The organism is Sphingomonas paludis (assembly GCF_053502515.1).
In genome coordinates, this window is record NZ_CP187558.1 from 1,178,428 (window position 1) to 1,201,108 (window position 22,681).

Below are 22,681 nucleotides of genomic sequence, written 5' to 3' on the forward strand. Positions count from 1 at the left end.
TCAGTCGGCCCGCGCGGAAATGGATCGAAAGCGCTTTGCGGTGAAGGGGTTGCCCCGCTAGCGTCGGTTCCGGGGGGTAGTTCGTGAGCCAGCATCTGATCAACGAGTATCGCGCCGAGCTTGACCGATTGCGGGCGGTGTCGGGCAGCCGCCGCGAAAGCGTGCTGCGTGAGGCGTTCAAGGATTTGCTCAAGCGATGGGGCAAGTCGCACGACCTGCAATTCATCGCCGAACACGACATCGTGACCAAGGCGATGAACCGCATTTACCTGGACGGGGCGCTGCTCCACGGATTGCGGGTCCCGTTCGGCTATTGGGAAGCCAAGGACGAGAATGACGACCTGGCCAAGGAGATCGAGGCCAAGTTCCGCAAGGGCTACCCGCGCGACAACATCATCTTTACCGACGATGCGACCGCCGTGCTGTGGCAGGACGGCGTCGAAGTCATGCGCGCCGCCATGCAGGACGATGACGACAGCCTGCTCAGGCTGCTGACGCGATTCTTCGCGCATGAGCGGCAGGAAATTGCCGATTTCAACAAGGCGGTGAAGCAGTTCGCCACCGACCTGCCCGCGATCCTCACTGCGCTCCGCGAACGCATCGCGGAGAAGCGGGCTGCATCGAGCGCCTTCGCCCGTGCCGAGGGCGCGTTCCTGAAGCACGCGCGCGACGCGATCAACCCGGCGGTCAGCGAGGACGATGTTCAGGAAATGCTGATCCAGCACGTCCTGACCGAAGACATTTTCGCCAAGGTGTTCGACAACCCCGATTTCCACCAGCACAATAATATCGCCGCCGAACTCAAACGGCTGGAGGATGTGCTGTTCGGGCGGGGGGAAAAGCAGCAATTGCTCCGCGCGCTCGCGCCCTATTATGCCGGGATCGCCAGCACGGCCGCGCTGATCCAGAGCCATTCGGAGAAACAGGGGTTCCTGAAGGCACTCTACGAGGATTTCTACAAGGCGTATAATCGCAAGGCCGCCGACCGGCTCGGCGTGGTCTATACCCCGGGTGAGATCGTGCGGTTCATGATCCGCAGCGCCGACTGGCTGTGCGAAAAGCATTTCGGCAAGAACTTGATCGACCGGGGCGTCGAGATCCTCGATCCCGCTACCGGCACCGGCACGTTCATCGTCGAGCTGCTGGAGCATTTTCGTGGGTCTCACGAAAAGCTGCGGCATAAGTACAAGGAAGAGCTGCACGCCAACGAAGTCGCGATCCTGCCCTATTACGTCGCCAATCTGAATATCGAGGCGACCTATCAGGCGATCACCGGCCAGTTCGCCGAGTTTGAGAATCTGTGTTTCGTCGATACGCTCGATAACGTCGATGCGCTGGGCATCCATTCGGGCCACCAGTTCGACCTGCTCGGCGGCCTCGCCGACGAGAATATGGAGCGCGTGAAGCGTCAGAATAGGCGCAAGATCAGCGTCGTGATCGGTAATCCGCCGTACAATGCCAATCAGCAGAACGAGAACGACAACAACAAGAACCGCGCGTATGCGCATATCGATGCGCGGATCAAAAATACGTATATCAAGGCGAGTACGGCGCAGAAGACCAAGCTCTATGATATGTATGCCCGGTTCTATCGCTGGGCGAGTGATCGGTTGGGCGACGAAGGGATTGTCGCATTCGTCACCAACCGAAGCTTCCTGAATAGTCGAACCTTTGATGGATTTCGGAAGCTGGTTGCTGATGACTTCCAAGAAATCTGGATCGTTGATTTAGGGGGTGATGTTCGTGCCAATCCCAAACTCTCTGGCACCACGCACAACGTATTTGGAATTCAGACCGGAGTCGCGATCGCGTTTCTGGTGAGGAAAAAGGCCAAGTCGCAAAGCTCAATTCATTACGGCCGGCGACCGGAGCTAGAGGAAGCCGAGGATAAGCTGTCTTTCGTTTCGTCCACCGATCTTTCGAATGCCGCGCCCGAGTTACTAAAACCAAGTAAACGAGCCGATTGGCTAAACCTGGGTGAAGCCGTCTTCGACGAGTTTCTACCAGTTGCCAACAGCGTGACAAAGGGCGCGGCCGGCACCAGCCGAGATCGTGCGATCTTTAAGTTATTCTCGCTCGGTACCTCTACAAATCGTGACGAATGGGTCTACGATCGATCCGTTACCGCACTCTCGGAGAAGATCGGCTATTTCATCGAGGCGTACGATAGAACGTCTGCTAAGAGCACCTCATTTCCGGAAAACATCAAGTGGTCCGAAAATCTTAAGCGTCTTAAGCGAAGCGGTCGAAACGAACCGTTCGATTCCTCAAGAATTCGTCAATCGCTGTACAGGCCGTTTCAAAAAGAATGGGTTTATCAGTCGCGGTTGCTGATCGATCGCCCTGGTCTCGTCGATGAAATGTTCCCTCTAGGGGAGAGTAACCCAGCGATAGGTTACACGACAGGGGGAAGGTTGGATTTTTCGGCGTTCTCCTCCGACGTCCCGGTGTCACTCACCGTCTTATCGTTGGACGCAAATCAATGCCTCCCTCGATACCGCTACACCAAGTCCGGCGAGCGGGTGGACAACATCACCGACTGGGCGCTGGGCAAGTTCGTCGCGCACTATGGCAAGAAGGGCGTCACCAAGGATGCGATCTTTGTCTATGTCTATGCCGTGCTGCACGATCCGGTTTATCGCGAGAAATATGCGCTGAACCTGAAGCGCGAGTTCCCGCGCATCCCCTTCTACCCCGATTTCGCGCAGTGGGCGGCGTGGGGCGAGGCGCTGATGGCGATGCACATCGGCTATGAGGACGTGACCCCCTGGCCGGTCGAGCGGATCGACACGCCCAACCCGAAACGCGCCGAGGGGACGCACCCCAAGCCCGCGCTGAAATCCTTTGCGGATCAGGGCGTGGTGCGGGTGGACGAGGATACGCAGATCACCGGTATTCCAGCCGAGGCGTGGCGTTACCGGCTTGGCAACCGCAGCGCGATCGACTGGGTGCTCGACCAGCACAAGGAAAAGACCCCGCGCGACCCGACGATCCGGGAGAAGTTCAACACCTATCGCTTTGCCGATTACAAGGAGAGCATGATCGCCCTTTTGGCAAAGGTGGTGCGGGTGAGCATGGACACGGTCGCGATTACCGAGGCGATGCGCGGGCTGGATCGCAGCAGATGGGAGGACGCGGCATGACATTGACCCTGCCCAAATATGACGCGCTGATGTTTCCCACGCTTCGCGCGCTGGATGCGCTGGGCGGATCGGCAACGGTGGAAGAAATCCGGAGCTGGCTCGTCGAGGCGCTTGGCCTGACCGAAGCACAGATGGATGCGGCGCACGAAAAGAGCGGCAGCGTCATCATGCCGCATCGCATGGCCTGGGCGCGCAGCTACCTGAAGATCGCGGGCATGGTGTCCAGCGGAGGCAAGGGATTGTGGGTGCTTAATGACGCCGGTCGCCATGCGTTGACCGGCAGCGAGGCGGCGCTGAAGGCGGAAGTGAAGAAGCTCGTTGCCGCCTACAATGCACTGCGTCGGGCCGAAGCCGCCGCCGATGATGGTGACGACGATAGCGCGACAGAGGAAGAGGCCGAATGGACCGACGCCTTGCTCGCCAAGCTGCGCACCATGGACCCTGGTGCTTTCGAACGCCTCGCGCAACGCCTCCTGCGGGAAAGCGGGTTCGTGAAGGTGGAGGTGACGGGCAAGTCCGGCGATGGCGGCATCGACGGATCAGGCGTGCTGCGCATGAACCTGATCAGTTTCCAAGTGCTGTTCCAGTGCAAGCGATACGCGGGATCGGTGCCTGCGGGCACGGTGCGCGATTTTCGCGGGGCGATGCAGGGGCGGGCGGACAAGGGGCTGATCATCACTACCGGCACCTTTACCGCCGATGCGCGCAAGGAAGCGACGCGGGACGGGGCGCCGGCCATCGACCTGATCGACGGGGAGGCGCTTTGCCAGCTCCTAAAGGAGCGCGGGTTGGGGGTGCAGGTGCGTCAGGTGGTGCGTGAGGAGGTGACGGTGGTGCCAGAGTTCTTCGACGAAATCTGAACAGGCGGCTGCTGTACCCCCCCTATCCCCGGACCCGAAAGACCGGTAGCGCAGTGCGATCATTCCGCCCTGTGATTCGGGCGGTGACCTTTCGGGATATCAACGACTTATGGGCACGGACACGCCAGTGGCGGTGGATGCGGCGGTGCGGGCGTTCTGTGCCTCGATCGCGCCGGGCGATCCGGTGTTCGTCGATGTGGTGCCGGGCGAGGGCGCTCGGGTCGCATATTGTTTTTCCAATGCGCGCGAGGCGGCGGCGCGGGGCGGGGGATCGGTCGAATATGGCTGGATCATCTGGCACTGGCCGGGCCGGTTTTTCGAGGCGGAGCATCATGCGGTGTGGCGACGGCCGGACGGCACGCTGATCGATGTGACGCCGATGCTGTACGGGCAGCCGCGCATCCTGTTCCTGGCCGATCCATCCGCCGTGTTCGACCCGCCCCATTACCGGGCGAACCCGTTGCAGGCGGAGGCGGGCAATGCGGTGGCAGCGGAATATGTCGCGCTGAGCGTCGAGCGGTCGGCCATCCTGAACGCCTATGGCGAGCCGGGTGTCGATCATGCGATTTCGGCCGAGGACCAGGCGCGGCTGGACGCGATCACGCCGCGCTGGATGGCGCTCTATGCCCGGTTGCAGGCAATGGGGTGAGCGGCGCCACCGGCCCCTGCGGCGGTATTGCGGCCGCGGGGCGGACGGCTATGGTGGCGCGGACGACGGGTGGGCTGGAAAGGCCCCTCTCCTGCAGGGGGAGGGGCTTTATTGCGCAGGAGACTGACCATGTGTGACGAAAAGCAGACCGCAGCCGGTGCCCGCCCGTTCGACTGGACGATGAACCGGCGGCAGTTCGCGGCGCTGGGCGCGGGGGCGGCGGTGGTCGCCTGTGCTCCGATGGCGGGCGATGCGGGCGCGGCGGAGGCCGGCGGGCTGAGCGAGGGCATGGTCAGCTTTGCGACGCCGGACGGGACGATGGACGCATTCTTCGTCCGCCCGGCAAGCGGCAGGCACGCAGCGATCCTGACCTGGCCCGACATTGCCGGGCAGCGCGAGGCGTTTCGGGTGATGGCGCGGCGGCTGGCGGCGCAGGGCCATGCGGTGCTGGTGCTGAACCCCTATTACCGGTCGGTGGCGGGCGAGCCGTTCAAGGATTTCGCGGCCTTTTCCAGCAGCGGCGGCTTTCAGAAGGTCGGGCCGTGGCGTGCGCAGCTGACGCCGGAGGCGGTGATGCGGGATGCGACCGCGGCCGTTGCGTGGCTGGACAAGCAGCCGTCGGTGGACACGGGCCGGGGCGTCGGCACGCACGGATACTGCATGGGCGGGCCGTTCACGGTGTTCAGCGCCGCCGCCGTGCCGGGCCGGGTGAAAGCGGCGGTTTCGCTGCATGGCGGCGGGCTGGTGCGCGGGGAAGAGCCAATGAGCCCGCACAAGCTGCTCGCGCGGACGCAGGCGACCTATCACATCGCGGTGGCGCAGAATGACGATGCCAAGGCGCCGCAGGACAAGACCGTGTTCAAGGCGGCGGCTGACGCGGCGGGGCGGCCCGCCAGCGTCGACGTCTATGCCGCCGACCATGGCTGGACCGTCATCGACAGCCCGGCCTATAATCAGGCCGAGGCGGAGCGCGCCTGGACCGCAATGAGCGGGCTGTTCAAGGCGCTGTAAGCCCGCGATCGGGCGATCCGACGCTGCCCGTGCCAGGCATGGGCAAGCGGATCGTTTCGCAGTATCACCATCGCAACTCCGTCCCGATGATAGAAAATATCTATCATCGGGATAGCGACTCCATGGTTGAAACAATGGCGTCCAACCCCGATTACGCAACTGCACAATAATCGGGCCTAAGATCGGGGACAGCGATGGCAGAGGCGGGTCAACGCGCGGGAGTTCGCGCATTTCTGGGATGGATCAATCAGGTGCTGGCGCCCGATGCCGCGTTCGTCCGGCTGGCGATCGTGTACGGCATCGCCATTTCGCTGTTGTCGCTGGCCACCCCGATTTCAGTGCAGCTGCTGATCAATTCGGTGGCGAACACCGCGTTGCCCGCGCCGTTGTTCACCTTGTCCGCCATGCTGTTCCTGTTGCTGATCATCGCCGGGGTGCTGATGGCGCTCCGGGTGCATCTGATGGCGCTGTTCGAGCGGCGGCTGTTCGCGCGGATCGTGGCGGAGATCACGCTGCGCGCCGTGCATGCGCAGAACCCGTTTTTCGCCGATTCCCATCGCGGCGACCTGTTCAACCGGTTTTTCGACATGATGACGGTGCAAAAGGCGCTGCCCAGCCTGTTGATCGGCGGGTTCACCATCGTGCTGCAGGGGGTGGTGGGGCTGGTCGTCACCAGTTTCTATCACCCGTTCTTCCTGGCGTTCAATGCGGTGCTGGCGCTGGTGCTGCTGATCATCTGGCAGCTATGGGCGTCGGGCGCTATCCGGACGGCGGTGGAGAAGAGCCATGCCAAGCACGCGGCGGCGCACTGGCTGGAAAGCGTGGGCGGATCGAACGGCTTCTACAAATCCAGCCGCCACCTGGCCTTTGCCATGGACAAGTCGGAGGCGGTGACCGCGCGCTTCGTCGACACCCATCGGCGGCATTTCCGGTACAGTTTTTCGCAGACCGTGTGCCTGTTGTTCACCTGGGCTGCGGCGAGCGCCACGCTGTTGGCACTGGGCGGATGGCTGATCATCCAGAACCAGCTGTCGATCGGCCAGCTGGTCGCGGCCGAGCTGATCCTGTCCAGCGTGTTCTATGGCATCGCGCAACTGGGCTGGTATCTGGAATCACTGTACGACCTGGCCGCCAGCCTGGAGGAATTGTCGCTGTTCTGGGGCATCCCGCAGGAAAGCCAGCAGAATACCGGTCGTGGGCCGTCCGACGGCGCGATCCGGTTTCGCGGCGTCGTGCATGACGGGGTGACGCTGGATTTCCAGGTGCCGGCCGGGGCGCAGCTGGCCATCGCCACGCCGCCGGGCGTCGATCGCTGCATCGCGCTGCTGTTGCGGCGGCATGAGACCGCCCAGCGCGGCATCGTGACCGTCGGCGGCATGGATATCGCCGATTTCGACATGTACCGGCTGCGCGCCGACATCCGCGTGCTCGATCGCCCGACCATCGTGGAAATGTCGATCCGCAATTACCTGACCCTGGCGCAGGGCGGGGAAAGCGCGGGCATCATGGACGCGCTGGACCTGGTGGGCCTGACCGAGCGGATCGGCGACCTGCCGGGCGGGCTGGACACGCATCTGTCCAGTTCAGGCTGGCCGCTGTCGGTGGGCGAGACGATGGCGCTGAAGCTGGCGGCGGCGCTGCTGGCCCGGCCCCGCGTACTGATGCTGTCGCCGCTGATCGACCTGTTGCCGCCGGCGCGGGTCGATGCGGTGCTGGCCAGGTTGCGCGAAAGCCAGACGACGGTGCTGCATTTCACCCGCCGCCCGGAAGGACTGGCCCGCGACGGCCATTTGTGGATCGGACGCGACGTGCAACATCATTGCGACGGCGAGGACGAACTGATCGACCTCGCCAAGAGCCAGGGAGGCGGCAATGCCCTTTCGGCCTGAACATATCGTCCATTTCCGGACGCTGGAGCAGATTCGGCCGCCGCGCGTCGCCCGCGTGTTCGCATGGCTGATCGTCATCGGCATCACCATCGTCACGATTGCGCTGTTCACCGTGCCGTGGGTCCAGACCAGCCCCGGTTCGGGCCAGATCGCCGCGCTGGATCCCGAGGACCGGGTACAGGCAGTGACCGCGCTGGTCCCCGGCCGGGTCGAGAAATGGTATGTGCAGGACGGCCAGCGGGTAAAGGCGGGCGATCCCATCGCGCGCATCGTCGACAATGATCCGGCGCTGTTGTCGCGCCTGGCGGCCGAACGCGGGCAGGTGCTGGCCGAAATCGACGCGGCGCAGCAGGCGATGGCCGTCGCGCAGCTGGATGTCGAGCGATCGCGCCAGCTGTTTGCCGAGGGGCTGGCGGCGCGGCGGGATTACGAAGCCACGCAGATCAAGGTGGCCGAACATCGCGCCAAGCTGGCCCAGTCCCGGGCCGAGTTGAACCGCGTCGACGTGACCTTGAACCGCCAATCGGCGCAGCTGGTGCGCGCGCCGCGCGACGGGCGCATCCAGTCGATCAATGCCGCTGCGGGCGGCACGTTGGTCAGTGCCGGCGATCCACTGGCCACGCTGGCCCCGGTGGCACCGGTACGGGTCGTCGAATTGATGGTCGATGGCCGCGACGTCGCGCTGATCCGGCCGGGCCGGCCCGTCCGGCTGGCGTTCGAGGGGTGGCCGGCGATCCAGTTCAGCGGCTGGCCATCGATCGCGCAGGGCATGTTCGATGGCCGCGTCCGATCCGTCGACCCGTCGGCCCAGATCAACGGGCTGTTCCGGGTGCTGGTGGAACCGATGCCGGGCAAGACCCCGTGGCCCGACGACGATTTCGTCCGGCTGGGCGCCAAGGTGCGCGGCTGGATCCAGATGGAGACGGTGTCGCTGGGTTATGAGCTGTGGCGCCAGTTGAACGATTTCCCGCTGGAGTTCCGCCGCCCGGCCATCGAGGGCGAAAGCAAGGCGGGCGGCATGGCGTCCGGTCCGGTGGAGAAGAAGAAATGATCAGGGGCGTGCTGGTCGCCCTGATGGTTTCGGCAGCACCAGTCGCTGCGCGGCCGGTGGCGGCGATGGCGCAGACCGCCGCACCGGTGGTCGAACCGACGACCGAACCCCAAACAGAGCCGGCGCGACAGGGCATATTGTCGCTGAACACCGTGCTGCAATCGTCGGCGATGCATGCCCCGGCCATTCTGGAGGCGCTGGCCCGCGAGCGGGTGGCCGACGGCAAGGCGCTGTCGGCGCGCGGTGCATTCGATCTGGTGTTCGATGGGGACGCCAGTTCCCGCCTGCTGGGCTATTACAATGGCAGCGTGGCCGAGGGGCAGGTGACCAAGCCGCTGGCGACCAATGGCGGCTATGTTTACGGCGGCTACCGCGTGTCGCGCGGCGATTTTCCCGATTATTATGGCGACCGGTTCACCAACCAGCTGGGCGAGGTGAAGGTCGGCGCGGTGTTTGCCCTGATGCGGGACCGGTGGGTCGATGCGCGGCGCACCGGGCTGACCCTGGCCGACCGGGACGTCGAGCTGGCCCGGCTGGACCGCGAGATGGTGGCGATCGGCGTTCAGCGCCGGGCGGTCGCCGCCTATCAGGACTGGGTGGCGGCGGGCCAGCGGGTCGCGGTCTATCGTGACCTGTTGGCGCTGGCGAGCGAACGTCAGCAGTCGATCGAACGGCAGATCCAGCTTGGTGCGCGGCCCGCGATCCTGGGCACCGAAAACCGGCAGAACATCGTCCGCCGCCAGTCTTTGCTCGTGCGCAGCGAACAGCAGCTGGCAGCGGCGGCCAACGCCCTGTCGTTTTTCCTGCGCGATGCGAATGGCGAACCTGTCGTGCCAGACCCGGCCCGGTTGCCGGCGGGCTTTCCCGAATTCGAGCTGCCGCCCCTGAGCCGCGATCTGGGCCGGCGGGTGGAACGACCCGACCTGGACGCGATCCTGGTGCGGTTGGACCAGAACGAGGCCCGGCGGCGGCTGGCGGAAAACGACCTGATGCCCCGGCTGGACCTGCGGGGCGAAGCGTCGAAGGACCTGGGGCCGGTTGGCGTCGGCGGCCCGACCAAGACCCCGGCCGAAACCATCGTCGGCGTGCGCTTTTCACTGCCGCTGGAACGGCGTGCCGCGCGCGGGCGGATCGCCGAAGCGCAGGCGGAGGCCGATGCGCTGCGCCGCCGCCGCCAGTTGATCGAGGATCAGATCCTGGTCGAAGTGAACGGGTTGGCCATTCAGGTCGAAGCTGCCGAGCGGTTGGTCGGGCTGGCGGTGGACGAAGCGGCGCTGGCGGCGCGGCTGGCCGAGGCGGAGCGGCGTCGGTTCACGCTTGGCGCCAGCGATTTCATCCTGGTCAACCTGCGCGAGGAGACAGCCGCCGATGCGCAGTTGCGGCGGCTGGATGCGCAATATGCACGATCGGCGGCGCGGGCAGAGCTGGTGGCGGCGACGGTCGACCGGGATCAGCTGGGGCTGTGAGGGGGAGAGGGTAGGGAAGAAAGAAAGCCCTCACCCTTCCGGGGGCTGCGCCCCCTCTCTCCCTCTCCCGTAAACGGGAGAGGGAATCTTTGGGCGGCCATCGCTGCTATCCCTCTCCCGCAAGCGGGAGAGGGAGGGAGCGCCGTCAGGCGCGGAAGGGTGAGGGTTTCCTCCCTCAATCCAGCGGGTAGAGCGCGGCTGCGACCCAGCGCAGTTCGGCGCGGAGCACGCCCCAGGCGCGGGCGGCGGCGCGGCTGTCCATGAACTCGATACCGATGCCCCGCGCATCAAGTGCGGCGATCAGGGGGGCGGGCGGGCGGCGCATCGCACTGCCGGTGCCGAGAATGACGAACTCTGGCAGCGGATCAAGTGCGAGCAGCGGCGCGAGCGCGTCCATGGCCAAATCGCCAAGCGGTGGCGGGGACCAGCCATCGGCGCGTTCCGGGGTGATCGTCAGCCCTTCATAGACCCCGCCATCGACGCGAAAGCCGCGCCCGACGATGCCGGAGATCAACGGTCCGGTACCGCGCTGGTCGCGGGTCAGGTTGACCATGGCGTCGCTCCTTCAACCATCACTGACATTGCTGCGCTCGCAATGACGATCCGATATATACTCGCGACAAACGGGTTCAGGAACGCGCGGTTCAGACCTGCGCGCCGTCGCTGGTTACCCGTTCGGCACCCGCCGGGCCGGCGGTGGCGGTCTTGTTGAAGCTGTCCGGCCCGACCTTGAACTGGATGAGGATGCCGTTGCCGACGAACATCGACGACCAGGTGCCGATGACGATGCCCAGCCACATGGCGACCGAGAAACCGAAGATCACGTCCGGGCCGATGAACACCAGGGCAGACAGCGCGACGATCAGGGTGAGCGAGGTCATGACGGTGCGCGCCAGCGTCTCGTTGATCGACAGATTGAGGAGCGGCACGATCTCCATCTTGCGATATTTGCGCAGGTTTTCGCGCACGCGGTCGAAGATGACGATCTTGTCGTTCAGCGAATAGCCGATGATCGTGAGCAGGGCGGCGATCGTGTTGAGGTTGAACTCAAGCTGGGTCGCGGCGAAGAACCCCAAGGTGACGATCATGTCCTGCGCCAGCGCAAGCAGCGCGCCGACCCCGAATTGCCATTCGAAGCGGACCCAGATGTAGATGGCGATGGCGATCATCGCCAGGCCGAGCGCCAGCGCGCCCTTGGTAAAGAGTTCGCCCGATACCTTGCCCGACACCGCCTCGACCGAGCCGATCTGCGCGCCTGGATAGTTGGACGAAATCAGTTGGCGCACGCGGTTGGCGCTGTCGCTGGCCGCGCCGTCGCCGCCATCGGGCACCGGCAGGCGGATGGCGATGTCGCGGTCCGACCCGAACTGCTGGATGGTCGATTCACCAAGGCCCAGCGAATCCACCCGCTCGCGCAGCTGATCGATCTGGACATCCTGGACAAAGGTGACGCGTACCGTCTGGCCGCCGACGAAATCGATGCCGAAGTTGAGGCCGCGCACGGTGAGCATGGCGATCGAGGCGACGACCATGGCGATGCTGATGACGGCGGCGACGTTCCGCCAGCGCAGCCAGTCGATATTGACCGTGTCGGGGACAAGTTTCAGGGGACGCATGGCCGGTTCCTTCAGATCACAAGCTGCTTGGGCCGCTTGGACGACAGCCAGTCGGAAACCATCAGCCGGGTAAAGGTGACGGCGGTGAAGACGGAGGTGACGATGCCGATGGTCAGCACCACGGCGAAGCCGCGAATGGGACCGGCGCCGAACACGAACATGATGATGGCGGCGATCACGTTGGTGACGTTCGCGTCGAAGATCGCGCGGCTCGCCTCCTTATAGCCGAACTCGATCGAGGCGATCACCGTGCGGCCGCGCCTTTGTTCCTCGCGGATACGCTCGTTGATCAGCACGTTGGCGTCGACCGCCGCACCGATGGTCAGCACGAAGCCTGCGATGCCCGGCAGGGTCAGCGTGGCGTTGAACACCGCCATGATCCCGATGATCATCAGGACGTTCACGACCAGCGCCAGATTGGCGTAGATGCCGAAGCGCAGATAGGCGAGTAGCATCAACACGATGACCGCCACGGTGCCGACGATGCCCGCGATCACGCCCGAACGGATCGAATCCTGGCCCAGTTCCGGGCTGATCGTCGATTCCTCGATCGGGGTCAGCGCGACGGGCAGCTTGCCCGAACGCAGCGCGATGGCCAATTCGTTGGCGCTTTCGGTGGTGAAACCCCCCTCGATCAGTGCGCTGCCGCCCAGGATTTCGGTGTTGATGTTCGGCGCGGAAATGACGACGTCGTCGACGACGATGGCAAAGCGCTTGCCGACATTCTGCGACGTGGCGCGGGCAAAGGCGGCGCCGCCAGCGGTGTTGAAGCGCATGGTGACGATCGGCGCGCCGGTATCGGGACTGAATTCCTGACGCGCATCGGCCAGCTGATCGCCGGAGATGATCGTCTGACGCTTGAGCGCGATATTCTGCTGGAAGGCGGGGTAGGGGAGGATCTCGCTGCCGACCGGTGCGCGGCCCTGAGCCACCAGCGCCGGATCGGCGTCCTCATCCACCATCTTGAATTCGAGGCGTGCGGTGCGACCGAGCAGCGCCTTCAGCTGCTGTGGATCCTGAAGCCCCGGCACCTGCACGACGATGCGGTTCGTGCCCTGGCGGATGATGGTCGGTTCGCGCGTGCCCAGTTCGTCGATGCGGCGGCGGACGACCTCGGTCGCGTCCTCCATGGCGCGTTCGACCGCCTGGTCCAGCCCGGCGCTGGTCGGGGTGATGACGAAGCGCTGCTGGTCGACGACGTTCATGTCCCATTCGCGCTGGCCGGTCAGGCCCGCGCCGCCTCCGATCAGGCCGTCGTCCAGCAGCCGCTGGCGCGCGGCATCAACCTGGGCTGCGTCCCGCAACAGGAAGCTGACTCGGCCGTCGCGGACCGAGATGTCGCCGACCCCGATGCGCGGTGCCTTGGCCAGGCTGGTCTGCACCTGATCGCGCATGGATTCGAGGCGCGTCGCCGCCACTTCCTCGGTCTTTGCCTCAAGCAGGATATAGCTGCCCCCGGCAAGGTCGAGGCCGAGGTTGACCGTGGGCATCGGTACCCATGCGGGCACCTGACGCTTGACATTGTCCGGCAACAGGCTGGGTACCGCCAGCAGCGAGATGAGGATGACGGTGGCCCAGGTCAGCCACTTCTTCCAGCGCGGGAAATCCAGCATGGGATCAATCGTTCGCCGGTTTGCCGCCCAGCGGCTGAACCTCGGCCAGGGTCGCCTTGACCGCGCGGACCTTGACGTTCGGGCCGAGCTCCAGCTCGACATGCGCATCCTCGACCCGCAGCACCTTGCCGACCAGGCCGCCCGCGGTGATGACGGTATCGCCCTTCTTCACGGCGGCGACCGCATCGCGCAGCTTCTTCATCTGCCGCTGTTGCGGGCGGATCATCAGGAAATAAAAGGCCACGAAGATCAGCAGCAGCGGCGCCATCGAGATGATGCCGGCAAGCGTGCCGCCACCGGCAGCGGTCCCGGCGGAGGTCTGGGCAAAAGCGGTTGAAATGAACATTGTCGGGCAAAAACCTGTCAGCGCGGCACGGCCCAGAGCCGCCCGCTTCAAGCGGGGGCCGCTATCACGCGCCTGTCCACCGCGCAACCGGAGTCGTTGCCCGCGCGCCGGCGGACGGGCCAAGCCCCCTTGCATCGCGCGCCCGTTCAGCATAGGGGCACCCGCTCGGTCGGGACGTAGCGCAGCCTGGTAGCGCATCACACTGGGGGTGTGGGGGTCGCAGGTTCGAATCCTGTCGTCCCGACCAACTTCACCCCGCTTTCACCGCATCGTCGGACCATCGCCACGGATCGCCGGGGGTGAAGGCGAGTTCGCGCGTTGCGCCGTTCCAAGCGAGCGTGCGCGTGACGGGCACGGTTGCCTTGACCGAGAGCGTCGCCACTTGGCCAGCCTGCCAGCCCATGTCCATCGTCAGCCCGCCGCGCAGGCGCACGCCGATAATGCGCCCGTCGTTCCACGCGCGGGGGAGGGCGGGGAGCAGCTCGACCCCCTGTGGCCGGTCGCGGACCAGCATTTCGACGATGCCCGCAGCCCCGCCCAGATTGCCGTCGATCTGGAACGGCGGATGCGCGTCGAACAGATTGGGATAGCTGCGTTCCGGGCCGAGCAGCTTTTTCAGGACAAGCTGCGCGCGCTCGGCATCGCCTGCCCGTGCCCAGAGGTTGATCCGCCAGCCAATGCCCCAGCCGGTTGCATCATCGCCCCGAATGCTGAGCGACCGGCGGGCGGCGGCAAGCATCGCGGGGGTTTCCGGCCCGATTTCATGTCCCGGATGCAGCGCGAACAGGTGCGAGACGTGGCGATGCTGGATCTCCGGCGCATCCATGTCCCAGTCGGCCAGCCATTCCTGAAGCTGGCCCGCCTTGCCCACCCGGTCGGCAGGAATGCGGGCGCGGGCGGCTTCGAACTGGCGGGCGAGGCCTGTGTCCCTGCCGAGGAGCGCGGCGGCGGCGCTGATATTGGCGAACAGCTCGCGCAGGATCTGCCGGTCCATCGCCGGCCCCTCGCAGATGCTGACGCCGGGATGATGCGCGTTTTCGGGGGAGACCGAGGGGGAGGTGACGAGGCCGGAGCCGTCCGCCGCCTCGACCATCGTGTCGAGAAAGAACAGGCCGCAATCGCGCATCAGCGGATAGATGCGGGCAAGCACGGCCGGATCGCGGGAATAATCCCAGCGGTCCCACAGATGCTTGACGAGCCAGGCCCCGCCCATCGGCCACAGGCCCCAGAAGGCGCCGTCGATCGGGGCGCTGGCCCGCCACAGATCGGTGTTGTGATGCGCGACCCAGCCACGCGCGCCGTACATGGATTGTGCCGTCCGGCGGCCGCTTGTCGCCAGTTCCCCGACCATGGCGATCAGCGGTTCGACGCATTCGGCCAGGCCCATCGGTTCGGCGGGCCAGTAATTCATCTCTGTATTGATGTTGATCGTGTATTTGCTGCCCCAGGGCGGATTGTTGCTGTCGTTCCATAGCCCCTGAAGATTGGCGGGCTGGCCGCCGGGGCGGGAACTGGCGATCAGCAGATAGCGGCCATATTGGGCGTAAAGGGCGGGCAGGAAGCGGTCCTCCGTCCCCGCATCATGGGCATAGCGGATGCGCTCGTCGGTCGGCATCGCGGGGAAGGGATCGGGGCCGAGATCGATGTCGAAGCCGCCGAACAGCCGCTGATGGTCCGCCCGGTGGCGCGCGCGCAGGGCATCGGGCGCCAGGGGGGCGGCGGCGTCGAGATCGCGGGAGACGCGGGCGAGGGGATCGCCGCCCGCATCCTGCCACCCGCGATGGCTGGTGCGAATGGCGGTGAGCAGGGTTACGCTACCGCGTCCCCGGACGGTAAGCCTGCCGTCCGCGCCGTCGACCGAGCCGCCGGGGGCGACGGCGCGGGTTTCGATGGCGAAGGACAAGGCGCCGTCGACGCCGTGTGCGGCACGATTGCGCCCAACGCGGCGGAGGGCGGTGCCGGTGACGGTCGCGCCATCGTCCTTGTGCGCGACCGTCAACTCGATCGCGCCGCCGTCCAGCGCCTCGACCTGGGTGACGAGCACGGCGTCGGGGGCGGAGGCGAAGACGGTGCGGCGAAAGGCGCGGCCGCCCGCCGTCCATTCGGTGATCATCACCGCCTCGTCCAGGTCGAGCCAGCGGCGATAGTCGCTGACGGCCCCTGCCAGCGGTTGATCGAGGATCAGCTCGCCCGCCGTCTGATAGGGCATCTGGCTGAGCGGGCGGGCCATCAGCGTATCGTTGGCGAGCGCCTGTGCCTCGGCATAGCGACCCTCGGCGATCAGCGCGCGGACGCGGGGCAGGGCGGCGCGCGCCTGTGGGTTCACCGGATCATAGGGGCCGCCCGCCCACAGGCTGTCTTCGTTGAGTTGCAGCCGCTCCTGGGCCGGATCCCCGTAAACCATGGCGCCCAGGCGACCATTGCCGACGGGCAACGCCTCCACCCAGCGGCGGGCAGGGGCACGGTACCAGAGTTTCCAGCGGGCATCGGGCGGGCCGGCGCTGCTCCACTGCGCCCGGGCGGGCAGGGCCGGGGCCAGTCCAGCGGCCAGCCCGGCCATCAGCGCGTCGCGCCGGTCGATCGTCATGCCCTTCATCGGCCCTCTCCAATTGTCAGACAAATTTGATCAAAGCTGGGCCGCAGGTCAATGCGGCCCGTCACCGGATGGGGTGGAGAACCGGGTTGAGGAGGGGAGGGACGGGCGGTTCGGTCAGCGCCGGGGCGTTGCGGTGCGCGCCGCAGCCCAGTCGATGCCGCCGGTCAGGTGCGCAACCATCACCGGGTCGTTCCAGCCGTCAACGGTATGGCCAAGGCCAGTGTAGAATACCCGTCCCCCTTCAAAGCCATGCGCCCAGGCGATCGGTTTCGGATTGACGCCCGCACCGCCGGTGCCCGCCGGATCGAAGCTGAGCAACAAGGTCGAGCGGGGATCGTAATCCTTGTAATAATACCATTCGTCGGCGCGTTCGAACCGGTCCGGCACGCGGGCGGTGGCCGGATGGCGGGGATCGTGGCGGTGGAGGCGGGCGGTCGGCGTGCCGCGCGGATGGCTTTCGAACCAGCCGCCGATCATCTGCCCGTACCAGGGCCAGTGATAGTGCGAATCCGCCGCCGCATGGATGCCGACAATGCCGCCGCCGCCCCGGACATAGGCCTGAAGCGCATCGCGGCGTGGGCCGACGAACCATTCGCTGGCGGGATCGGACGGATTGGTCGTCGTGCTGAGCAGCACGATGGCGGCATAGCCGCGCAGGGAATCGGCCCGGTCGAACAGTGCGGGATCGGCGCTGGTGGTGACGCGGTAGCCGCGTTTCTCGGCCATTGCGGCAATGGCCTTGGCCCCCGGCTCGATCGATTCGTGCCGGTAGCCGGTGCTGTGGGTAAAGATCAGCAGGGCAGGGGATGGCGGCGGGGCCGACGCCCCGACAAGCAGCAGCGCGCCCAGCAGCAGTGCGATCCAGCGGCCCATGCGTTCCCCTCTCCCATCCTTCGTCCAGCGCCAGTCGCAACAGGCCGGCCCGGTAGGGGCACCATAGCCGGGATGGACGGCCGGGCCAGCCCCGAATTGTCGAACCCGGCCCGGACGTTACAGCCGGAAGCGGCGCGAGAGGCCTAGGCCGACGGTCAACTGCATCCGTTCGCCGCGTTCCTGCACCAGCGTCGAGCCACCCGCATCGCCCGACAGCCGGTCCGCCCCGCCGAACAGCGTGACGACATAGCTGCGCCCGACCGGCCGGATGACGGTGCCGCCGACACCGACCGAAACCAGCCCGCCATCGGCGCGAAAGGCGGTGATGCCGCTGGCCGCCGACTGAGCGGGGGTAACGCCGAAATAGGTCTGAACATAATCGCGGCTGGCCAGGGTCGCGCGCGGACCGAGCGACCAGATCGCCCGGCCGATCCGTCCGCCCGCACTGGCCGACAGATCGGCGACCAGCCCCTGATGCCCGCCGAAGCCCTGACGCAATTCGCTGCGCACCCGCAATTGCTGGCGCGGGCCGAAGCGCTTTTCGACGAAGCCCCCGGCTTCCCCGGCAGCAGCGACATCGCCCAGGCCAAGGAGCGCGTCGCTGCCCCCGCTGATTAGAAAGGGTGAGCCGCCATTGCGCTCGTCCCGGCCGAAGCGCAGCTTGACCACCGGCCCCGCTCGCCAGCCATCGGACCGGACCGCATTCCAGCCGATGCCATCGGGGACGGATGCAAAAATCTCGTCCCGGTAATTCAGGCGCAGATCGGGAAAGATCGACAGCGCCGCCTCGGTCGAACCCTGCCACACCGGCGACACCACGGGGGCGAAGCCGACCGAGATCGTCCAGCCATCGGCGACCGGTGGGCGACCCGCCGGATTGCCGGGGATGGCGGGCGGACCGGCGGGGGCGGCGGTACCATCCTGAGCCAAAGCGGGGGTTGCCAGGGCAAGTCCAATCGCGGCTGTCGCCATCCAACGCATAAGCCATACTCCCCGAACCGACATCGTTACGCGGGCGTCATTTCGATCGATGACGTCCTAGGTCAATCGGCCTAGGCCATTGCCGACCAGCGCGGCAAGGTGCGCGTGCAATTCGGCCGCGTTTCTGTCCCAGCTATAAGGGTCGGCGACCGCGACGACATCGGCGGGGGCTGGCGGATCGGCGAGCAGGTCGGCGATACCGGCGGCGATTGCGGGTGCGGTGCGATCGACGATGCGCCCTGCTGCCAGACGGTCGACCAGCTCGCGCGCGCCGCCCGCATCGGGGATGACGATGGGCGTGCCACAGGCCAAAGCCTCGACCCAGGCATTGGCCAGCCCTTCCGAGGACGAGGCGAGCGCCATGACATCGGCGGCGGCGATCAGCGGGGGCAGGTCCGCATGGGGCAGGGGGCCGAGCAGCCGGATGCGGTCCTGGGCGCCCGATGCGTCGATCCGCGACTGAAGCGCCGCCTGTTCCGGGCCTTGACCGGCGACCAGCAGGGTGACGCCGGGCAGGGCGGCAACGGCGTCGATGACGAGGTCATGCCCCTTTCGCGGGATCAGCGCGCCGACACTGACCACCAGCGGGCCTGCGATGCCGAACGCGGCCTTTGCGCCTGAGCGGTCGCGGGGGTGGAAGCGGGTGCGGTCGATGCCGGTGCGGTGGACGGTCGGGCGGGGGATGCCGAGTGCTGCCATGTCGTCGGCCATGGCTTCGGATACGGCGAGCAGGCCGTTCGCAGCGCGTCCGGCGGCAACCACCTGATCCGCCGTCGCGGGGGCGGTGCCCCAATGGTGGATATCGGCCCCGCGCGCCTTGATCGACACCGGCACGCCGAAATGGCGGCCGAGCGCGACTGCGGCGGGACCATCGGGAAAGAAGAACTCGGCATCGATCACGTCGAACGGAAAGGTGCGGCGGATGCGGGTGAGCAGTGGCTTGAGCGCCCGGACCAGCATCGGCGCGTGCCAGCGGCCCTGGGTGCCGGGCAGGTTGAGGAAGTGGGGTCGGTGGACGGGGATGCCCTTCCAGTCTTCGCGCTCCGGTTGGGCGGCGAGGGTGCGATAGGCGGCCATGCGGTCGAGCGGAAAGGGCGGCAGGCCGCGCGGCGCGACGACCCGAAGCTCCACGCCGTCGCGGGCAGCGAGGCCCAGCGTCTGACGTTCGACGAACACCCCGAAATTGGGGCGGCTCGCATCAGGGAACAGCGTGGCGAGGGTGAGGACGCGGAGCATTTGGGGCCGGTATGGCAGCGGGCGATTGCGATTGGCTTAAAGGGGGGTGGGGGGATGGGCGGATGAGCATGGGGCGGCGCTGGTCCGCTCCTCCACCCCACCCCCAACCCCTCCCCTGAAGGGGAGGGAAGTTTTTGGGGACGTCGATCGATCTACCCCAATTCGTTCGCACTGAGCTTGTCAAAGTGCTGTCCTTCCTCTGCCGCTCGAAGAAAGGGCAGTGCTTCGACAGGCTCAGCACGAGCGGGTTCGGGGCAGGAGAGACGCCCACGAAAAAGGTCGCCGGAGTTGCCCCCGACGCCCTTGATCCATTTGCCGGTGCGGCGGGCTTACGCTGCCTGAGGCAGTGCGGCCTTTGCCTGAGCGACGATCGCGGCGAAGGCGGGGCCTTCGTTCATGGCGATGTCGGCCAGCACCTTGCGGTCGAGTTCGATGCCAGCGAGCTTCAGCCCGTGCATGAACTGCGAATAGGTGAGGCCTTCAGCCCGGACGCCGGCGTTGATGCGCTGAATCCAGAGGCCGCGGAACGTCCGCTTCTTAACCTTGCGGTCGCGGTAAGCGTACTGGCCGGCCTTTTCGACCGCCTGACGCGCGATGCGAATCGTGTTCTTGCGACGGCCGTAATAGCCCTTCGCCTGATCCAAAATCCGCTTGTGCTTCGCCTTGGTCGTCGTGCCGCGCTTGATGCGTGCCATGGTCTATCCTCCTATCAACGCAGGCCGTACGGCGCCCACGCTTTCACGTGTGCGACATCGGCGTCCGACAGCACCGAAGTGCCGCGATTCTGGCGGATATACTTGGCATTGTGCGAAATCAGGCGGTGACGCTTGCCGGCGACGCCGTGCTTCACCTTGCCCGTTGCGGTCATCTTGAAGCGCTTCTTGACGCCGCTCTTGGTCTTGAGCTTGGGCATTTTCATCTCCTCGGCTTGCGATCCCAATGAATGGCCGTGGCAGCCCTGATGAGCCAGGCCATTCCGGATGCGGGATCGCGGGGAAGCGGCGCGCTTAGCCGAAGCGCACGGCAAAGGCAACCACGTCGCACGGATCATCCGGGGGGCTTCCATTTCCGGCCATAGGCGCTAAGCCTGTTAGCGCTCACTTTGCCGCTGCGACCGCGGCCGGGGATCGGACAGGAGAGGATGATGATGCGGATACGGAAGGCAGCCATGATGATGGCGACCGGGATTTCGGCACTGGCCCTGACGGCGTGCCAGACGGGCACCACCGGCAGCGATACTGCGGTCGCCAGCGCGTCCGACGCGAAGTATCTGAGCCAGCCGCTGATCCGCAGCATCTATACCGCCGATCCGTCCGCGCATGTGTGGGACGACGGCCGCATCTATATCTATCCCAGCCACGACATCGAAACCGACATTCCCGAGGACGATCTGGGCAGCCATTTCGCGATGCGCGATTACCGCGTCCTGTCGATGGACCGGATCGGCGGCCCGGTGACCGATCACGGCGTCGCGCTCGACATCGCCGATGTGCCATGGGCCGGGCAGCAGATGTGGGCCCCCGATGCGGCGTACAAGGACGGCACCTATTTCCTGTACTTCCCCGCCAAGGACAAGCAGGGCATCTTCCGCATCGGCGTGGCGACGTCGAAGTCGCCGACCGGCCCGTTCAAGGCCGAGCCGCAGGCGATCCCCGGCAGCTTTTCCATGGACCCCAATGTGTTCAAGGACAGCGACGGGCAATATTACATGTATTTCGGCGGCATCTGGGGCGGCCAGCTGCAGAAATGGGCCAAGGGCAGCTATGACCCCAACGGTTCCGCCACCGACCTGGGCGACAACAACGCCCCAGCGCTGAATGCCAAGATCGCCCGGATGAACCCGGACCTGAAGACCTTTGCCGAAGCGCCGCGCGACGTCGTGATCCTGGACCAGGCGGGCAAGCCGATCCTGACCGGCGACCATGACCGCCGCTTCTTCGAGGGCAGCTGGACCTTCAAGAAGGACGGCAAATATTACTTCACCTACTCGACCGGCGACACGCATTATCTGGTCTATGCCACCGGCGACAATCCCTATGGCCCATTCACCTATCAGGGACGGATCATGGAGCCGGTCGAGGGATGGACGACCCACCATTCGATCGTCGAGGTGGGCGGCAAATGGTATCTGTTCTACCACGACATCCAGCTGTCGAAGAAAACGCACCTGCGCAACGTCAAGGTCACGGAGTTGAAGTTCAACGCCGATGGCAGCATCCAGACGTTGCAGCCGATGAAGCCGTAAGCCGGTGCATGGCCGCCGCCTTGCCGCGCTGGCGCTGAGTGCGCTGGCATGGCCGGCGGCGGCGGGGTTCGGCCCCGATGTGGATCGGACCCCGCTGCCCGTGCATATCGGCGGGCGCACGATCGACGAGGGCAAGGCGGGCCAGCGGTTCGGCTGGCCCGGCGTCTATGTCGAGGCGCGGTTCACCGGGGACACGGTGCGGTTGCAGTTCGACGCGCCGACCGATTTCATCCGGCTGAGCGTGGATGGGCGCGAGCGGCAGGTGTTTCGCGCGCCGGGCAAGGTCGACACGATCGTCGACGGGCTGGGCAAGGGCGAGCATGTCATCCGCCTGGACAAGCTGACCGAGACGCAGAGCGGGGAAAGCCGCTTCGTCGGCATGGAACTGATCGGGCCGGGCCGCGCCTATCTGGCGCCCGAGCGCGCGATGCAGATCGAGGTGATCGGCGATTCGCACAGCGTCGGATACGGGAACGTCTCCGACAGCCGCGACTGCACGACGCAGCAGGTCCATGACCTGACCGACACGACGCAGGCCTATGGCGCGATGGTCGCGCGCGGGCTGGACGCGGATTACCGCATCCATGCCTATTCCGGGTTCGGCGTGGTGCGGAATTATGCAGGCGGCGAGCCGGGCGATTCCATGGTGAAGCGCTATCCCCGCGCCATTCCGGGCGAGGCGTCGCCGCTGGCTGGCGCGGATTCGGAATGGCAGCCGGACGTGATCGTCGTCAATCTGGGCACCAACGACTTTTCCACGCCGGTAAAGCCGGGGGAGAAATGGGCGGATGCCGAGGCGCTGAAGGCGGATTACCGGGCGACCTATGCCGCGTTCCTGCGTGATCTGGCGCGGGCGCAGCCCCAGGCCCGGTTCGTGCTGCTGGGCGGGGACAGCTTTTACGATCAGGTCGAGCAGGTGGCGGCGACACTGGCCGGCGCGCTGCCGGGACGGGTCGTGACGCGGCATGTGACCGGGCTCGAGATGACCGGGTGCCATTACCACCCGTCGGTGGCGGACAATGCGAAGATGGCGGAACTGGTCCGGGGGGCGCTGGGGGAGTAGCCGGAGCGTGCGGCGATCCGAGGTCGCCGCTAGACGACGGGCA

General features: G+C 66.0%; 19 protein-coding genes and 1 tRNA gene. 10 read left to right on the forward strand and 10 right to left on the reverse strand.

The features are described 5' to 3' along the window. Positions 1-83 precede the first annotated feature (83 nt). The 7 genes from ACPVPU_RS05700 to ACPVPU_RS05730 all read left to right on the forward strand — a co-directional run bounded on the left by ACPVPU_RS05700 (position 84) and on the right by ACPVPU_RS05730 (position 10,069). Positions 84-3,143: a type ISP restriction/modification enzyme gene (locus ACPVPU_RS05700; protein ID WP_448660001.1), complete on the forward strand. Its 3,060-nt coding sequence runs from the start codon at positions 84-86 to the stop codon at positions 3,141-3,143. Beyond that, a complete protein-coding gene (locus tag ACPVPU_RS05705; RefSeq protein ID WP_448660002.1) occupies positions 3,140-4,003 on the forward strand; it encodes a restriction endonuclease in 864 nt (287 codons plus the stop codon). The genes ACPVPU_RS05700 and ACPVPU_RS05705 overlap by 4 nt, the downstream gene beginning before the upstream one ends. A gap of 109 nt (positions 4,004-4,112) precedes the next feature. Then, complete coding sequence (locus ACPVPU_RS05710; protein ID WP_448660003.1) at positions 4,113-4,652, forward strand: hypothetical protein; 540 nt, start codon at positions 4,113-4,115, stop codon at positions 4,650-4,652. 129 nt (positions 4,653-4,781) lie between these two features. Then, positions 4,782-5,663, forward strand: a complete 882-nt coding sequence (locus tag ACPVPU_RS05715) for a dienelactone hydrolase family protein (RefSeq protein ID WP_448660004.1) — start codon at positions 4,782-4,784, stop codon at positions 5,661-5,663. Between the two features lie 194 nt (positions 5,664-5,857). Beyond that, a complete protein-coding gene (locus ACPVPU_RS05720) occupies positions 5,858-7,552 on the forward strand; it encodes an ABC transporter transmembrane domain-containing protein (RefSeq protein ID WP_448660005.1) in 1,695 nt (564 codons plus the stop codon). Then, the gene (locus ACPVPU_RS05725) at positions 7,536-8,603 is read left to right on the forward strand and encodes an efflux RND transporter periplasmic adaptor subunit (protein WP_448660006.1); all 1,068 of its coding nucleotides are present in this window, start codon (positions 7,536-7,538) and stop codon (positions 8,601-8,603) included. Before ACPVPU_RS05720 ends, ACPVPU_RS05725 begins: the two co-directional genes overlap by 17 nt. Further along, the gene (locus ACPVPU_RS05730) at positions 8,600-10,069 is read left to right on the forward strand and encodes a TolC family protein (protein WP_448660007.1); all 1,470 of its coding nucleotides are present in this window, start codon (positions 8,600-8,602) and stop codon (positions 10,067-10,069) included. The genes ACPVPU_RS05725 and ACPVPU_RS05730 overlap by 4 nt, the downstream gene beginning before the upstream one ends. A 175-nt stretch (positions 10,070-10,244) precedes the next feature. Here the strand turns inward: ACPVPU_RS05730 and ACPVPU_RS05735 are convergent, their stop codons facing one another. The 4 genes from ACPVPU_RS05735 to yajC all read right to left on the reverse strand — a co-directional run bounded on the left by ACPVPU_RS05735 (position 10,245) and on the right by yajC (position 13,644). Next, positions 10,245-10,622 carry an MTH938/NDUFAF3 family protein gene (locus ACPVPU_RS05735; protein WP_448660008.1) on the reverse strand — a complete coding sequence of 126 codons (378 nt, stop codon included), beginning with the start codon at positions 10,620-10,622 and terminating at the stop codon, positions 10,245-10,247. 91 nt (positions 10,623-10,713) lie between these two features. Beyond that, the gene (secF, locus tag ACPVPU_RS05740; RefSeq protein WP_448660009.1) at positions 10,714-11,685 is read right to left on the reverse strand and encodes a protein translocase subunit SecF; all 972 of its coding nucleotides are present in this window, start codon (positions 11,683-11,685) and stop codon (positions 10,714-10,716) included. A gap of 11 nt (positions 11,686-11,696) precedes the next feature. Next, positions 11,697-13,298 carry a protein translocase subunit SecD gene (secD, locus tag ACPVPU_RS05745; protein WP_448660010.1) on the reverse strand — a complete coding sequence of 534 codons (1,602 nt, stop codon included), beginning with the start codon at positions 13,296-13,298 and terminating at the stop codon, positions 11,697-11,699. 4 nt (positions 13,299-13,302) lie between these two features. After that, positions 13,303-13,644 carry a preprotein translocase subunit YajC gene (yajC, locus tag ACPVPU_RS05750; RefSeq protein ID WP_448660011.1) on the reverse strand — a complete coding sequence of 114 codons (342 nt, stop codon included), beginning with the start codon at positions 13,642-13,644 and terminating at the stop codon, positions 13,303-13,305. A gap of 170 nt (positions 13,645-13,814) precedes the next feature. Between yajC and ACPVPU_RS05755 the strand changes: the two genes are divergently transcribed. Further along, positions 13,815-13,891 (forward strand) — tRNA-Pro (locus ACPVPU_RS05755). Between the two features lie 3 nt (positions 13,892-13,894). Here ACPVPU_RS05755 and ACPVPU_RS05760 read toward each other — a convergent pair. The 6 genes from ACPVPU_RS05760 to rpmI all read right to left on the reverse strand — a co-directional run bounded on the left by ACPVPU_RS05760 (position 13,895) and on the right by rpmI (position 20,243). After that, complete coding sequence (locus tag ACPVPU_RS05760) at positions 13,895-16,240, reverse strand: glycoside hydrolase family 95 protein (protein WP_448660012.1); 2,346 nt, start codon at positions 16,238-16,240, stop codon at positions 13,895-13,897. A gap of 114 nt (positions 16,241-16,354) precedes the next feature. Beyond that, positions 16,355-17,113, reverse strand: coding sequence for a ThuA domain-containing protein (locus ACPVPU_RS05765; protein ID WP_448660013.1), 759 nt, complete (start codon positions 17,111-17,113; stop codon positions 16,355-16,357). Between the two features lie 117 nt (positions 17,114-17,230). Continuing rightward, positions 17,231-18,085 (reverse strand): MipA/OmpV family protein, encoded by an 855-nt coding sequence (locus ACPVPU_RS05770; RefSeq protein ID WP_448660014.1) that lies wholly within the window; start codon positions 18,083-18,085, stop codon positions 17,231-17,233. A 66-nt stretch (positions 18,086-18,151) separates the two neighbouring features. Then, positions 18,152-19,330, reverse strand: coding sequence for a glycosyltransferase (locus tag ACPVPU_RS05775; protein ID WP_448660015.1), 1,179 nt, complete (start codon positions 19,328-19,330; stop codon positions 18,152-18,154). Between the two features lie 329 nt (positions 19,331-19,659). Next, entirely contained in the window at positions 19,660-20,025 is a 366-nt protein-coding gene (rplT, locus tag ACPVPU_RS05780; RefSeq protein WP_448660016.1) for a 50S ribosomal protein L20, read from the reverse strand. A 14-nt stretch (positions 20,026-20,039) separates the two neighbouring features. After that, positions 20,040-20,243 carry a 50S ribosomal protein L35 gene (gene rpmI, locus ACPVPU_RS05785; protein WP_448660017.1) on the reverse strand — a complete coding sequence of 68 codons (204 nt, stop codon included), beginning with the start codon at positions 20,241-20,243 and terminating at the stop codon, positions 20,040-20,042. Between the two features lie 255 nt (positions 20,244-20,498). Here rpmI and ACPVPU_RS05790 point away from each other — a divergent pair, with 255 nt between their 5' ends. Together ACPVPU_RS05790 and ACPVPU_RS05795 are read left to right on the forward strand one after the other, a co-directional pair. Beyond that, entirely contained in the window at positions 20,499-21,575 is a 1,077-nt protein-coding gene (locus tag ACPVPU_RS05790; RefSeq protein ID WP_448660018.1) for a glycoside hydrolase family 43 protein, read from the forward strand. Positions 21,576-21,579: 4 nt separating this feature from the next. After that, positions 21,580-22,638 (forward strand): SGNH/GDSL hydrolase family protein, encoded by a 1,059-nt coding sequence (locus ACPVPU_RS05795; protein WP_448660019.1) that lies wholly within the window; start codon positions 21,580-21,582, stop codon positions 22,636-22,638. The last annotated feature ends 43 nt before the right edge of the window (positions 22,639-22,681 follow it).